The sequence below is a fragment of the Dactylosporangium sucinum genome (assembly GCF_014647515.1).
GTDB classification, from domain to species: Bacteria; Actinomycetota; Actinomycetes; order Mycobacteriales; family Micromonosporaceae; genus Dactylosporangium; species Dactylosporangium sucinum.
In genome coordinates, this window is record NZ_BMPI01000001.1 from 113,533 (window position 1) to 128,185 (window position 14,653).

13 protein-coding genes are annotated in these 14,653 nt (G+C 70.0%); 8 read left to right on the forward strand and 5 right to left on the reverse strand.

Translation table 11 applies throughout. The features are described from left to right. Window positions 1-187: 187 nt before the first annotated feature. Window positions 188-1,237 carry a cellulose binding domain-containing protein gene (locus IEZ31_RS00450; protein WP_190247651.1) on the forward strand — a complete coding sequence of 350 codons (1,050 nt, stop codon included), beginning with the start codon at window positions 188-190 and terminating at the stop codon, window positions 1,235-1,237. Between the two features lie 63 nt (window positions 1,238-1,300). Here IEZ31_RS00450 and IEZ31_RS55950 read toward each other — a convergent pair whose 3' ends face one another. Further along, entirely contained in the window at window positions 1,301-3,286 is a 1,986-nt protein-coding gene (locus IEZ31_RS55950; protein ID WP_229833866.1) for an ABC transporter ATP-binding protein, read from the reverse strand. Further along, the gene (locus IEZ31_RS00465) at window positions 3,283-3,744 is read right to left on the reverse strand and encodes a GntR family transcriptional regulator (protein ID WP_229833869.1); all 462 of its coding nucleotides are present in this window, start codon (window positions 3,742-3,744) and stop codon (window positions 3,283-3,285) included. Before IEZ31_RS00465 ends, IEZ31_RS55950 begins: the two co-directional genes overlap by 4 nt. A gap of 126 nt (window positions 3,745-3,870) precedes the next feature. On the opposite strand from IEZ31_RS00465, the gene recD2 reads away from it, so the two are divergent. After that, the gene (recD2, locus tag IEZ31_RS00470; RefSeq protein WP_190247653.1) at window positions 3,871-6,096 is read left to right on the forward strand and encodes an SF1B family DNA helicase RecD2; all 2,226 of its coding nucleotides are present in this window, start codon (window positions 3,871-3,873) and stop codon (window positions 6,094-6,096) included. Between the two features lie 259 nt (window positions 6,097-6,355). On the opposite strand, the gene IEZ31_RS00475 is transcribed toward recD2, so the two are convergent. Beyond that, the gene (locus tag IEZ31_RS00475; RefSeq protein ID WP_190247654.1) at window positions 6,356-6,922 is read right to left on the reverse strand and encodes a hypothetical protein; all 567 of its coding nucleotides are present in this window, start codon (window positions 6,920-6,922) and stop codon (window positions 6,356-6,358) included. Window positions 6,923-7,111: 189 nt separating this feature from the next. Between IEZ31_RS00475 and IEZ31_RS00480 the strand changes: the two genes are divergently transcribed. The 6 genes from IEZ31_RS00480 (at window position 7,112) to IEZ31_RS00505 (ending at window position 13,179) form a co-directional block, all read left to right on the forward strand. Further along, a complete protein-coding gene (locus IEZ31_RS00480; protein WP_190247655.1) occupies window positions 7,112-7,849 on the forward strand; it encodes a hypothetical protein in 738 nt (245 codons plus the stop codon). Window positions 7,850-7,985: 136 nt separating this feature from the next. Continuing rightward, window positions 7,986-9,185 carry a CdaR family transcriptional regulator gene (locus IEZ31_RS00485; RefSeq protein WP_190247656.1) on the forward strand — a complete coding sequence of 400 codons (1,200 nt, stop codon included), beginning with the start codon at window positions 7,986-7,988 and terminating at the stop codon, window positions 9,183-9,185. A 216-nt stretch (window positions 9,186-9,401) separates the two neighbouring features. Then, complete coding sequence (locus IEZ31_RS00490) at window positions 9,402-10,346, forward strand: substrate-binding periplasmic protein (RefSeq protein WP_229833873.1); 945 nt, start codon at window positions 9,402-9,404, stop codon at window positions 10,344-10,346. 75 nt (window positions 10,347-10,421) lie between these two features. Continuing rightward, entirely contained in the window at window positions 10,422-11,177 is a 756-nt protein-coding gene (locus IEZ31_RS00495; protein ID WP_190247657.1) for an amino acid ABC transporter permease, read from the forward strand. Further along, complete coding sequence (locus IEZ31_RS00500) at window positions 11,174-12,058, forward strand: amino acid ABC transporter ATP-binding protein (protein ID WP_308429334.1); 885 nt, start codon at window positions 11,174-11,176, stop codon at window positions 12,056-12,058. The genes IEZ31_RS00495 and IEZ31_RS00500 overlap by 4 nt, the downstream gene beginning before the upstream one ends. After that, a complete protein-coding gene (locus tag IEZ31_RS00505; RefSeq protein ID WP_190247658.1) occupies window positions 12,055-13,179 on the forward strand; it encodes an NAD/NADP-dependent octopine/nopaline dehydrogenase family protein in 1,125 nt (374 codons plus the stop codon). The genes IEZ31_RS00500 and IEZ31_RS00505 overlap by 4 nt, the downstream gene beginning before the upstream one ends. Before the next feature lie 29 nt (window positions 13,180-13,208). On the opposite strand, the gene IEZ31_RS00510 is transcribed toward IEZ31_RS00505, so the two are convergent. Both IEZ31_RS00510 and IEZ31_RS00515 read right to left on the reverse strand, forming a co-directional pair. After that, complete coding sequence (locus tag IEZ31_RS00510) at window positions 13,209-14,096, reverse strand: pyridoxamine 5'-phosphate oxidase family protein (RefSeq protein ID WP_190247659.1); 888 nt, start codon at window positions 14,094-14,096, stop codon at window positions 13,209-13,211. 27 nt (window positions 14,097-14,123) lie between these two features. After that, window positions 14,124-14,576 carry a VOC family protein gene (locus IEZ31_RS00515; protein ID WP_190247660.1) on the reverse strand — a complete coding sequence of 151 codons (453 nt, stop codon included), beginning with the start codon at window positions 14,574-14,576 and terminating at the stop codon, window positions 14,124-14,126. Between the last annotated feature and the right edge of the window lie 77 nt (window positions 14,577-14,653).

Consider the following 14,653-nt stretch of genomic DNA (forward strand, 5'->3'; position numbering starts at 1 on the left):
CTGCGCTGACTGTGATCAGCCTCGATCCGATGGCCGGCGTGGCGACCGGACACGGCGCTGACACCCGCGAAAGTTTCATCCCCCGGCCGTGAAAGGTTTTCGGACCGGCCTCGCCATCTTGCCGAAAAGGTTTTCGTGAACCATCCTGGCCGCACCCATCGGAGCTCGTGGATGAAAGGGGATGAGCATGCGGCGTGAACGGGTTCGCGGGCTCGTGGTCGTCGCGGCCACGGTCAGCCTCGCCGCGGCCGGGGCGACCGTCGCGACGACGGCCGGTGCCGCCGCGGCCGGCTGCCGGGTGACGTACACGGTCAGCTCGCAGTGGCAGGCGATCAGCGGCTGGACGCTGACCTGGAGCTTCACCAACGGCCAGACCGTCACCCAGGCCTGGAACGCGACCGTCACGCAGAGCGGCGCGGCCGTGACGGCGGTCAACGTGGGGTACAACGGCGCGCTCGGCACCGGCGCCAGCACCTCGTTCGGGTTCAACGGTGCCTGGAGCGACGCCAACCCGGTGCCGGCCTCGTTCCGGCTCAACAACGTCGCCTGCACCGGATCCGTCAACCCGTCGGCGAGCGCCTCGCCGTCGCGGTCGTCGTCGCCGTCCCCGTCGCCGTCGTCGACGGGCGGCACCGGCCTGGCGAACCGGACGGTCCGGGTCCTGTGGCTCAAGCCGACCGACGTTGCGTTCAACCAGCGGTACCCGGACGGGATCGCGAACGTGATGCGGGAGGCGCAGCGGTACTACCAGCAGGAGCTCGGCAAGACCTTCACGCTCAACACGACGGTCGTGGAGGTGGTCAACGGCGAGCGTGACACCAACTTCTACATCAACAACAACTGCACGTCCGCCGACCGCTACTGGTGCGTGGTCTTCAACATGCAGGCCGAGCTGCGCCGCCGACTCGGCATCAACAACCCCGACAGCCGCTGGCTCGTCGTCGGCGAGATCAGCGCCGAGGACGTCGGCAAGTCCGGCGGCGGGGCGAGCCCGGGCTGGGTCCTGCTCAGCGGTCACGACGCGGACGGCGCGGCCGGCGTCAACGGGCCGATGAACCGCTGGTACGGCGGGATGGTCCACGAGCTCGGCCACGCCTTCGGGTTGCCCGACTCGACCTCGACCGACGGCACGCCCATGTCCGCGTCGTTCTACAGCTACCCGAACACCCACTTCAGCCAGGCGCAGAAGAACGCCATCCTCAGCGGCCCGTACGGCAGCTTCCTGTCCTGGCAGTGAGGCTCGGTGGCGGCGTCCGGCCCCGGACGCCGCCACCCCGTGGCCACGCCCGGGTTCGCGTTGTCAGCCCGCGCTGAGGTCGGTGCGGCGGACGATCAGCCAGGCGGCGGCGAGGGCCACTGCGGCCAGGCCCAGGTAGCCGGCGCCGATGATCAGGTGGAAGTCGGGGATCCTGCTGCTCGGCTGATACATGATGTGCTGCTGGAGGTGGTTGTCGACGTAGCAGGAGAGCGCCGTGGTGGCACCGTTGTCGGGCGGGCAGAGGCGTTCCAACTCGGCGCCGGTGAGCTGGTGCCGGGAGGCGTCGTACAGGCCCGACGGCTGGTCGGCGCTGTAGTTGACGAAACCGCCCTTGACGATCAAGGCGTTCTTGTCCAGCAGATCGTCCGGCACGCCGAGCTGCCGGTAGCCCGACAGCGGCTCAATGAGCGTGGGAAAGCGCCACCGGACGAGCAGCATCAGGCCGATGAAGCCCGCGGCGACGCCGAACACGGCCGGGAGTGTGCGCTTGACGGCGGCGCCGAGCGCGACGCCGACCGCGAACCAGCAGATGCTGACGGCGAGCGGGAGCATCCCGGTGTCCAGGAACGTCCTGTACTGGAACAGGCTCCCCTTCGAGACGCTGGCCAACGCGTGTTCCAGGTGGTCGCTCGCGCCCGCGACGGCCGCGGTCACGGCTGCCACGAACAGGCCGAGCAGGCTCAGCTTGGTCCACAGCCAGCGGGCCGGGGAGACGTCCTGGCTCCAGGCCAGCAGCAGGGTCCGTTGCTCATGCTCCCTGGACAACACCGGGACGCCGATGAACACGCCGATCAGCATCGGCATGTACTGCACCAGCGTCAACAGCGAGGCGAGGGTGAGGGCCAGGCTGGAGGTCCCGGCCAGTCGGTCGCCCTGAGGGGACTGTTCCGGGCACAGCGTGTCGTGGCACTGGTGATACAGGTCCGTCAGCTCGTTGGACAGGTAGGTCATCCAGCCCACCAGCACGGCGGCCAGGACGAGCGTGCCGAGGAGGGTCCAGCGGTGCTGGCGCCAGGTCAGCCAGATCAGACCGGAGGCGTTGCCGTCCGGCGCGGCGGTGTGCTCCGTGCTGTCCTCGTGGTGCGTGGCGAGCCGCGGTCGGGTGGTCGGGGTCATGCTGCCGCCTCCAGGTCCCGGTGCGTCTTGGCCGATGCCTTGAGGTAGGTCAGGATCAGCTCGTCCAGGGCGACGGGTTGGGTGGTCCATCCGGGGGCGACGACGGCGTGCACAGCCGGTCCGGCCGGTCGACGAAACGACGAACGTCGACTGCCGGTCGGTGTGCTGCGCCTGGACGATCGCCCCTGGGCCCGGCGGCCGCTCCGCGCGGGGTCCGGTGAGCCGCAGGTGGCTGTCGAGCAGCTCCTCGACGTCGCCGGTGAGCAGCGGCCGTCCTGCGTCGAGCAGCAGCAGGTGGTCGCAGACGCCGCTGAGCTCCGCCACGATGTGGGTCGACAGCATCACCGTCATGTCGCTGTCGGCCGCCTCGGCCATCAGCTCGCCGGTGACGTCGGTGCGGGCCACCGGGTCGAGGTTGGACAGTGGTTCGTCGAGCAGGAGCACGGCGGGGCGGGATCCCAGGGCGACCGCGAGCGCGACCTGGGTCCGCTGTCCGCCGGACAGCTTGCCGCAGCGGCGGTCCAGGGGCACGTCGAAGCGTTCCAGCCAGGACAGTGCCCGTCGCTGGTCCCACTCGCGGTTGGTGGCCCGTCCGAAGCGGAGCATGTCGGCCGCGCTGAAGTCCCGGTAGAGGGGCTTGTCCTGGGCCAGGATCGCGACTCGGCTCCCGGCGTCGGCGGTCCCGGTCCTGCCCTTCACCATCGGGCGGCTGTTGACCAGCAGCGAGCCGGAGGTGGCCGCCAGCATGCCGCTGATGATGCTCATCAGGGTCGACTTGCCCGCGCCGTTGGCGCCGACGAGCGCGATGATGCGGTTGGCGGGCAGCCGGAAACTGCACTCCCGCAGCGCCCACACGTTGCGATAGCGCTTGCTCACGTCGCGGGCCTCCAGGGCGATGGACTGCACGCTCACGCGACGCCTTCCTTGCGCCGGGAGGCAGCGCCCGGCGCCGGCCTCCCCTGTGGCTGATCGCCGCCGGCCTGCGTCCTGCGCGCCGGGTGCTCCACGAGCACCGAGGCGAGCAATGCCTGGACGTCCTCGTCCTCCAGACCGGCGTCGCGGGCCTGGTCGAGCCATCGGGCCAGGCCGCTGCGCAGGCGGGCCAGGGCATGGGGATCCGCGTGGCCGAGCGTGCCGCTGACGAAGGTGCCCGCCCCCTGCCGCGCCTCCACCAGGCCGGACAGCTCCAGTTCCCGGTAGGCCTTCAGCACCGTGGTCGGGTTGACCGTGCATGCGGTCACCACACTGCGCACGGTGGGAAGTTGGTCCCCGGGCCGCAGCGTCCCGATCCGCAGCCCCTCGCGCACCTGCCGCACCAGCTGGGCGTACGCGGGGACGCTGCTGGACCGGTCGATATGAAAGTTGATCACCGCACGGGTCCTCTCCATCCGTCCCCGAACAGGGGCCAGATTGTTCTGGTTGAGTAGAACACTCGCTAACCAGTACCGCAAGATCCCGCACGGCCGCCTGGCGAGCCGGGCGGGTGAACAGGCACGATGGTCGCCGTGACTGCGACCGCCGCCTCGACCCGTCCGACAGGAGCCGTCCTCGAGGCGGTCCTGGAGCGGCTGACCTACGTCAACGAGGACACCGGCTACACCGTGGCCCGGGTCGCGACCAGTCGCGGCGGGGACGAGCTGCTCACCGTGGTCGGGGCGCTGCTCGGCGCCCAGCCCGGGGAAAGCCTTCGCCTCGTCGGGCGGTGGTCGAGCCACCCGAAGTACGGGCGGCAGTTCGAGGTCGAGTCCTACACCACGGTCCTGCCCGCCACGATCCAGGGCATCCAGCGCTACCTCGGCTCCGGCCTGGTCAAGGGCATCGGGCCGGTGTTCGCCGAGCGGATCGTCGCGCACTTCGGCCTGGATACCCTGCGGGTCATCGAAGAGGAACCCGCCCGGCTGGTCGAGGTCCCCGGCCTCGGCCCGAAGCGCACCGCGAAGATCACCGCCGCCTGGGAAGAGCAGAAGGCGATCAAGGAGGTGATGGTCTTCCTGCAGGGCGTCGGCGTGTCCACCTCCCTGGCGGTGCGGATCTTCAAGCAGTACGCCGACGAGTCGATCACGGTCGTGCGCACCGAGCCGTACCGACTCGCCGCCGACGTGTGGGGCATCGGGTTCAAGACCGCCGACACCATCGCCCAAGCCGTCGGCATCCCGCACGACAGCCCGGAACGGGTCAAGGCCGGCCTGCAGTACACCCTGTCCGAGGCCACCGACGCCGGGCACTGCTACCTGCCCCAGGCCCAGCTCATCGCCGACGCGGTCAAGATCCTCGACGTGCCCGCCGCCCTCACCGGCACCTGCCTCGACACCCTGGCCGCCGAGGAAGGCGTTGTCCGGGAACAGTTACCGGGCCCGGCCGGGCCGGTGACCGCGGTGTATCTCGTGCCGTTCCACCGCGCCGAGACCGCGCTCGCCGGTGCGCTGACCCGGCTGCTGCGCGACCGGGCCGACCGGATGCCACACTTCGCCGACGTCGACTGGCCCAAAGCCCTCACCTGGCTGCACGCCCGCACCGACGCCACCCTCGCCCCGGAGCAGGAGCAGGCGGTCCGGCTCGCGCTCACGTCGAAGGTCGCCGTGCTCACCGGCGGCCCCGGCTGCGGCAAGAGCTTCACCGTCCGCTCCATCGTTACCCTCGCCGCCGCGAAGAAGGCCAAGGTCACCCTGGTCGCCCCGACCGGCCGGGCCGCGAAACGCCTCGCCGAACTCACCGGCCACCCCGCCGCCACCGTCCACCGCCTGCTACAGCTACGCCCCGGCGGCGACCCGTCCTACGACCGGGACAACCCTCTCGACGTCGACCTGCTCGTCGTCGACGAAGCCTCCATGCTCGACCTCATCCTCGCCAACAAGCTCATCAAAGCCGTCCCGCCCGGCGCGCACGTGCTGCTCGTCGGGGACGTGGACCAGCTGCCGTCCGTCGGTGCCGGCGAAGTCCTGCGCGACATCCTCGCCGCCGACAACGTGCCGCAGGTTCGGCTCACCCAGGTGTTCCGGCAGGCCGCCCAGTCCGGGGTCGTCACCAACGCCCACCGCATCAACGCCGGAAAACCCCCGCAGCTGCAGGGCATGACCGACTTCTTCCTGTTCCCCTGCGACGACACCGAGGCCACCGCCGCGCTGACCGTTGACGTGGCCTGCACCCGAATCCCGGCGAAGTTCGGCCTCGACCCGCGCCGCGACATCCAGGTCCTCACCCCGATGCACCGCGGCCCCGCCGGCGCCGGCGCCCTCAACGGCCTGCTCCAGCAACAGCTCACCCCCGGCCGCGACGGACTGCCCGAACGACGCTCCGGCGGGCGGGTGTTCCGCATCGGCGACAAGGTCACCCAGATCCGCAACAACTACGACAAAGGCCAGGCCGGGGTGTTCAACGGCACCCTCGGCGTCATCACCGCCTTATCCACCGACGAGCAGACCCTCACGGTGCGCACCGACGAGGACGAGACCATCGACTACGACTTCGACGAACTCGACGAGCTCGCCCACGCCTACGCCATGACCATCCACCGCTCCCAGGGCTCCGAGTACCCCGCCGTCGTCATCCCCCTGACCACCAGCGCCTGGACCATGCTGCAACGCAACCTGCTCTACACCGCCGTCACCCGAGCGAAGAAGCTCGTGGTCCTCGTCGGGTCCCGCCGCGCCCTCGCCACCGCCGTACGCACCGTCGGCGCCGGCCGCCGTCACACCGCCCTGACGCACCGCCTCACCACCTGACCGACCTGACTGCCCCGGACAGCCGGGCTCGGGGCTGCCGGTCCTCCGCGACGCCCATCGCGAGTGGGCTGCCAACCCCGGCGCCACCGGTCCGACGGGGCTCGATGCGAGGCTTCTGTCGTCAGCGCAGCAGGTGGCGGTCAGGCTGGTCGCTACGCAGGATCAAGCTGGCAATCTTGCAAACCACTTGGGGCCCCCGGGATGCACCGCCCGCGAGCCCCAACCGGTCTACCGACGCCGTCCAACGGGTCCAGTGATCTCAGGCATTGTTGTTGATCCATGGTGCGTCGTTGATGCTGCCAGGGTTGCACGTCGTTGCCCAGGGTTGCCGGCGGCAGATTTGGAAGCGAATCTTACTGCCCTTGCCCCCATAGAAGTTCTTGCTGGAGGACTCGTAATAGTCCTTGTTGCATTTACCCCAGTTGGGAGCGCCCAGGTTGTTGTTGCACCAGCCGGATCGGTACGGCTGCCATGAGGAGCCGGTCCAGAGCCAGTTCTCCCAGTAGATGAAGGTCTGGTATGTGTCGCCGAAGGAGTCCTGGATGGCCCAGACATCGCCATTCCTGGTGAAGCAGCCCTTGGCGACCATGGTCCACAGGAACGGGGGCGGTTCCATGACCCAGTTCTCTTGGCAGTACTCGCCATTTGGGTCTTCGACATGGGCCGCCACGGCCATGTTGTCTTCGAACGGTTTCTCGAAATCCGCGGCGGCCAGAGCCTCGCCTTGCCCTCCCACGAGGACCATGAGCATGACTGCCGCTACAGCAAGTATTTTCTTCATGGCAATCGATGAAACCAGCAGGCCTCGCAGAATAGCAATGGACATCGATGTTCGGGACTGTCCGGGATTGTTCGGAACAGGCTCCGGCGCAAAGGGAACGTAGGTTCAGCGTGAGGCGCTGTCCGTCCGCTGTCCGCGGCTGTTCAAGGTCGGTCAGCCGCCGGCCAGCGCGCGGAAAGCCGCCGCACCGACACTCGGCCCTGACCGATTCCCTCCCCAGGTCAGGAGCGCACCATGACCGCTGAAACTCCCTCGCGCCGCCCCGGCCGGCCACCGATCGATCGGACGTCGCTGCGGCTGCCGGCGACGCTGCTGCTCGCGGGACAGCTGCTGTTCATCGTGATCACCCAGTTCCACGCCGGTGGGCCCGCCAACGACCACCCCGCGGTGTTCGCCGGGTACGCCGGCAGCCGGACCTGGACGGCCGTGCACCTCGGTCAGTTCGCCGCCATGGCGGTCCTGCTCGCGGGGCTGCTCGCCCTGTTCTCCGCCCTGGAGGTCCGGGCCGGCACGGCGAGATGGGCGGGTCGCTTCGGCGCCGCTTCGGCGGTGGCGACGCTGGCGCTGTACGGCGTCCTCCAGGCGGTGGACGGGGTCGCCCTCAAGCAGGCCGTGGACGCGTGGGCCGGCGCCCCGGACGCCGCACAGGCGGCCCGCTTCGCCGGCGCCGAGGCTGTCCGGTGGCTCGAGTGGGGGGTGCGCAGCTACCAGGACGTCGCGCTGGGCCTCGCGCTGCTGTTCGCCGCCGCGGTCGTGCGGGCAGCGGGACTCCCGGGGCCGATCGCCTACCTGATAGTGCTCTGCGGCCTGGCCTACCTGGCGCAGGGCTGGGTGGCCGGCGCCGAGGGCTTCACGGAAACGCAAACGATCCTGATCGTGCTGGCCTTCGCCCTGAACCTGGCCTGGATGACCTGGCTGGTCATCGTCGCCTGGCGGGTGCGGGATCGCCAAGCCCCGTCGCCGGCCGGCTGAAGGCGCAGACCGCCGGCCGAGACAATCGGGCACCCTGTGCCGGGTGATCGTGATGCAGACTCCTTCGTATGGAACGTACGAAGGAGTCCGCATCGCAGGTGACCTGGTTGTGCGGCGCGAACACCCTGGCCGCACGATGCTCACGCCGGAGCTAGCCCAGGAGATCGCCGCCAGCATCACCGCGGCGATCGGGTTCAACGTCCTGGTCACCGACCGGCAGGGCCGGGTGATCGGCAGCGCCGACCCGACCAGGGTCGGCACGTTGCACGAGGCGTCGGTGTCTGTGGTGCGGCGCCGCGCGGAGGCGTGGCACAACCCCGCGGCCGCCCGCCGGCTCTCCGGGGTGCGGCCGGGCATTACCCTGCCACTCACGCTCGGGCAGGAGGTCGTGGGTACGGTCGGCATCACGGGCGATCCCGCGGTCGTCCGGCCGTTCGGCGAGATCGTGCGGCGGCAGACCGAGATCATCCTGCGGCAGACGGCGCTGCTGCGGCTGGAGCTGCGCCGGGAGCGCGCAGTGGAGCAGTTGGTCGCCGACATCGCCAGCTACGAGGCGGGCGTGGTCGACGCCGAACCGTTGCGAACCCGCGCCGAGGAGCTGGGCTTCGTCGTGGACGTGCCGCGTGCCGTCGTCGTGGTGGCGGTGGAGCCGCAGGCAGCGGCACCGGGCCGGGAGCCGGGCGCCGACCCCGATTCCCGGCAGCTGCCGGTGCGGCTGGCCGCGGAGGTCTTCCACGCCGCCGGCGATCTGGTCGCTCCGGTCGGCGCCACGGCCGTCGCGGTGCTCGCCGACCTGGTTCCGCGGGGTGGCCCCGAGCGCTGCGTCGACGTGCTGCACGAGCTCGGCGGCGCGCTCGTGCGCCGGATCGAGCAGCGGCTGGGCGCCGGCTCCTGGGTCGGCGTCGGCGCCCCGGCCTCGGGCCTGGCCGAGCTGCCGCGGTCCTACCACGAGGCGTGGAGCGCGCTGCGGATCGGCCGGCGGATGATGCCCGGCGTGCGGGTGCACGACGCCCGCGACTTCCGGGTGTGGGACCTGCTCATGGGGATTGCCCCGAGGCAGCGCCACGACTTCCGCCGGGCGATGCTGGGCACGTTGAGCGCCCAACGCGGCTGGCCCGAGCTGCGGCGCACGGTCATCGCGCTGGTCGAGCACGGCCTGCGACTGACCGAGACCGCCGAGGCCCTGCACATCCACCGCAACACCCTGCTGTACCGGCTGAAGCGACTCTCCGCGGCGGTCGGCGCCGACAGCCGCGCCCCGCGAGTCGCGATCGCCCTGTACCTGGCGTGCCTGCTGGAGGAGATCGATCAGGTCGACGCGGCGCCGGACGGCTAGGCCCGGCACGGGCACGTTGGATCAGTCGTACAACCTCTGCCCCTTCTGAGGGAGCAGTTTCGTATCGATCGCACAATGACCGGTCGGCGGCCTGCTCATACTGTGTGCCGAATCACGCAGGCAGGTCGCCGTCGGCTCCGCCGGGATGCGACCGGACCCCGGCCACCGAGGTTCGCCTGACGTTCTTCATGCGGCAGTGGCGAGGAGTTGAGTTCGGTGACGTTGCGACGAAACAGATTCTCCCGCGCGACGATGGTCGCGGCGATGATGGGTGCTCTGCTGCTCGGCGGGTGCGGAGGGAAGGATTCCGGCGGCGCCGGCGCGGCACCGGCCGGCTGCACGCCGGCGGATGTCGACACGGTCGAACGCGGCAAGATCACCGTCGGGACATTCGCGTACCTGCCGTACATCGGCCTCACCGGGGGCAAGCTGGACGGCCTCGACGGCGAGATCCTCGCCGAGGCGGCCAAGAACCTCTGCCTCGGAGTGGTCGCCCGGGAGTCGGACTGGGACGGCGTGCTCGGCAACGTGCAGTCGCACCGGGTGGACCTCGGCATCGGCGGCATCGGCTGGGGCAAGGAGCGCTCCCAGAAAGGGCTGTTCACCGACCCTGTCTACTACTCTCCACCAGCGATCGCGGTGGTCGGCGACGCGAAGTACGCGACCGTCGAGGACTTCAAGGGCAAGAACGTCGGGACCATCAGCGGATATCTCTGGGAGAAGGCGATCAAGGCCACGGCCGGGATCGGCGCCGCGAAGACCTATCCGGACGCGGTGTCGATGTTCTCGGACCTGAACAACGGCCGACTCGACGTCGGGTTCATCGACCCGCTGGTGATCCCGTACGAGGCGAAGAAGAATCCAAGCTCGAAGTTCAAGATTTCGTACTTCGCGGAGCCGACCGACGCGCAGGTCGCCGCAGCGCCTGACCTGATCAACTACCGGCAGCTGCAGATCAGCTTCTACCTCGCCAAGGAGGCGCCGAAGCTGGAGGCCGCGCTCAACGCCGAGATCCGCAAGATGTACAGCAACGGCAAGTTGCAGGAACTGATCACCAAGTACGGCGGTGACCCGGGGCAGTTCCTCAAGCCGGCCACCTACCAGGCGCGGCTGCGCGCCGGTGTGGACCGCGATGCCGGATGGACCCCGCCGACCATCTGATCCGGTCTGCGGATCGGTTCGCCGCGCCGCCGCCGGCGCGGCGAACCGCCCACCCGGGTCTGGAGAGGAACCGACATGTTCGACTGGCTTGACGACGTGTTCCAGGTCGACTGGTCGCAATACCGCGGCGATCTGCTCGTCGGCCTGCAACACACCCTGGAGTACACCGCTCTCGGCTTCACCGGTGCCGCACTGCTCGGCCTCCTGCTCGCCCTGATGCGGACCAGCAAACGCCGGCTGCTGCGGATACCGGCCAGTATCTACACCGAGGTCTTCAAGAACATCCCGCTCATCGTGATCATCTACATGGGCTACTACGGGTTGGCCGGCGATCCCGTCAACGTCAACCTCGAGGTGCCGCAGGCGGCCGTGCTGAGCCTCGCGATCTTCTACGCCGCGTACCTGTCGGAGATCTTCCGGGCCGCCCTCGTCGGCGTCCACCCCGGGCAGCGAGAGGCCGCACAGGCGCTCGGGCTGAGCCGGATGACCACGTTCGGAAGCGTGATCTTCCCGCAGGGCGTCCGGCTCGCCCTCGCCGGCACGAACACGATGATGGTCGACATGCTCAAGTCGAGCTCGCTGCTCGTCATCATCTCCGCTGCCGAGCTGTTCCAGGTCGGCAAGTCGGCCTCCTCGGCCACGTTCCGGACCATGGAGGTCATGATCGTCATTGCGGCCATCTACTTCGCGATGTGCTACCCCCTGTCGCAGGGGCTGCTCTGGCTGGAACGGCGCATGCACGCGGGAGCCCCGCTCTCACCGCGTCGCGCCCGCCGGCTTCGCAAGGCCCGGGCCATGCTCGGCACCGCACAGGTGGGCAACGCGTCATGAACGCTGGGGAGAGCCTCACCGCGTCGAGCGCGTCGCCGTCCGGCGCGGCGCCCGCCGCCGGTACGCCCTTGGTGACGGTCGAGGGACTGGTCAAGTCCTTCGACGGCCGGGTCGTTCTCGACAACGTCGACCTGCGGGTGTGGCCGGGAAAGATCGTCAGCATCATCGGGCAGAGCGGCGGCGGCAAGACCACGCTGATGCGCTGCATCAACCTGCTGGAGCGACCGGATCGGGGCAGCATCCAGATCGCCGGCGAAACGGTGTTCTCCGGCACCAGGATCGTCTGCCGTGACCTGGCCCGGCTGCGGCAGTCGGTCGGCATGGTGTTCCAGCGGTTCCACCTGTTCCCGCACCTGACGGCGGTCGAGAACGTCATGCTCGCGCAGCTCAAGGCCGGCCGAATCAGCGAGGACCAGGCGCTGGAGACCGCGGTCCGGCTGCTGCGGCGGGTCCACCTCGCGCACCGGGGACTCGCGTTCCCCGAACAGATGTCCGGCGGCGAGCAGCAGCGGGTGGCGATCGCCCGCGCCCTGGCCCTGCAGCCCAAGGTGCTCCTGTTCGACGAGCCCACCTCGGCGCTGGACCCCGAGTCGACCCGCGAGGTACTTCGAGTGATGCGGGAACTGGCCGACGACGGCATGACGATGATCATCGTCACCCACGAAGTGCCGTTCGCCCGCCGCGTCTCCGACTGGGTCGTCTTCATCGACGGCGGCGTCATCGTCGAGCAGGGCCCACCCGCGGACGTCCTGGGCCGGCCGGCCGAGGCGCGCACCAGGGCGTTCCTGACGGCGTTCGACGAACCGCCCGCCGACGCACATTCCCGGGCGGTGGGCCCGCCGCCAGCCGCTGTCACCCGCATCGACGAGGGAGCCCAATGAAGCAGACAGTTGCCATCCTCGGCGGCGGTCACGGCGCGCACGCGATGGCCGCCGATCTCGTGTCGCGCGGCTTCTCGGTCAACATGTTCGAGATGCCGCAGTTCCGCGACGGCGTGCGCGACCTCTTCGCGACGCGGCGGATCCACGCCACCGGCGTCATCCAGGGCACCTTCGCGCTGGACAAGGTGACCGACGACATCGACGAGGCGATCGACGGAGTACGGTACATCCTCGTCGTGACGCCCGCGTTCGCCCACGCCGAGTACGCGCGGCTGCTCCGCGGCAGCGTCAGCACCGACCAGGTGGTCCTGCTGTACCCGGGCGCGTTCGGGGGCCTGCTGTTCCGCACCGTCTTCGGCGACGGCGAGTGCCCGATCGTCGCCGAGGTCAACAACCTGCCGTACGACACCAGGCTGACCGGGCCGGCCCAGGTCGCGATCTACGGCTTCAACAAGGTCAACATCGCGTTCATGCCGGCCGATCGCGGCGCCGACCTGATCGGGGAGGTACGGGCGATCCACCCCTTCGACAAGGTCTACACCGACGTCCTCGAGGCCGGCCTCAGCGTCGTCAACCCCGGCGTCCACTCTGGACCGTGCTTGCTGAGTGTCACCGCCATCGAGAACGCCGCGAAGCGGCCCTTCTTCCTCTACGAGCACGGCGTGACCCCGGCGTCGTGCCGGCTCAACGTCCAGGTCGACAACGAACGCAAGGCGATCGGCAGGCGCCTCGGCTACGCGCTCACGCCGATCGAGGACTTCAGCGGGTTGCCCGAGGGCTACTCATGGCAGGAGCTCTACATGAACCTGCACGGCAACATCGCGTTGACCCCCATCTCCGGCCCGCACGACCTCAACAGCCGGTACTTCACCGAAGACGGCCCGTACGGCCTCGTACCGTGGAGCATCATCGGCAAGGCCGTCGGCGTCGAGACCCCGGTGATCGACTCCATCATCAACATCTACAACGTCATCCACGAGCGCGACTGGTGGGCGCACGGGCGCAGCTCCGCCGACCTCGGGCTCGACGGGCTGTCGGTCGATCAGATCATGACCTACGTTCGTACGGGCAACCGCACCGCGAGCGAGGCGGATCAGTTCGGCGCGGTCGCGACCGGTTGACGCCACCGGCGGGCCGCCGCGCAAGATCCTCATGAGGGCGGGGGCGGGTTGAACCGGGAGTACCCGCCGAACGACCAGCGCATTCCGAGGCCGGCGGTGACATCGACGACCTGCTCGACCTCGAAGTCGACGAAGCGTTGGGCGCCGGGGGTCGTCGCGGCGCGGTCGGCGTCCCAGTCGACGCGGGCCCGGCCGGTCAGCTGGAGGGTGTGGCCGTGCTCCCAGTCCACGAAGAGCAGCCCGCAGCGCCCGTCGAGCTCAAGGTTGCCCAGCGTCGAGAACATCGCGTTGCCGGCGTAGTCGGGCCAGCTCAGGTGGCGCGCGCCGGTGACGGTGACAAAGCCGGGGTTGCCACCGCGGTGTGCCGCGTCGGCGCCCAGGTCCGGGGCGGTGCTGGCGATGAAGAAGGTGTCGGCCGCGGCGACCCGGCGCCGCTGCGCGGCGGAGAGCGAACCCGTGCGCCGGGCCGCCCGGGCCGTCGGGGCCGAGGGCGCGCCTTGCGGGTACCTGGTCTGCAGGTACTTCAGGCAGTTGGCGTACACCTGGTCCGTGTCGATCACCAGTCGGTCGGCGGTCCGGCGGGCCCGGCCGTTGGCTCGCATCCGCCGGCGGGTGGCCGGGTCGATGGCGAGCAGGCCGATGTCGTGCTCGGCGCCGAACCGACCGGCGAGCGGGTCACCGGCGCCGGGCAGCCGGTCGACGACGATGGTGCGCTCGCCGTCTGTGGCGACGAAACCGGGCGGGCCGGTGAGCGGGCTGGCCCAGACCGCGCCGTCGCCGTCCGCGGCGCCGATCACGACCAGCCGCTGCTCGCCGAGGAAGCGGGCGGCCACCGCCGGGACGGCCGCGCCGACCTCGCGGGCTTCGACGGCGGCGCCGGCCCGCAACCGAACCGCGCGCTCACCCGCGTGCTCCATCGCCCCTCCCGGCGCCGGCGGCGCGGGCTAGAAGAACCCGCAGGTCGGTACGGCCGGGGTCGGCGCCGGCGTGCCGTCGGCGCCGGTCAGCGCATAGATCTCCAGCCGGATGCCGTCGGGGTCGGTGAAGAACACGCCGCCGGACGAGGCGCCCTCGCCGTGCGGTACCACACCCTCGTAGACCAGGGTCGCGCCCAGTTCCCGCAGTGTGGCCTCGGCGCGCCGGACCGCCGCGATATCCGGTGCCTGGAACGCCAGGTGGTGCAGGCCCGGCAGGGCCGCCGGAAACTCACCCGTGCTCTGCTGCCACAGCGTCACCACCGGCCGGCCCTCGCGACCGAGAAAGGCGAACTGCCGCTCGCCCGCAGGCTGCTCCGCGATGACGTCGAGCTCGAAGACCCTGGTGTAGAAGGCAATCGAGCGGGCCAGGTCGGTCACGTTCAGCCCGACGTGACCGGTGTCGAGGGTGGGCGTTGCCATGCGCTACCTCCGCCAGCTCTAATGGGTCCGACCCGCAATATCCGTTAGATACGATGACATGGCTCATCGCACGCCGT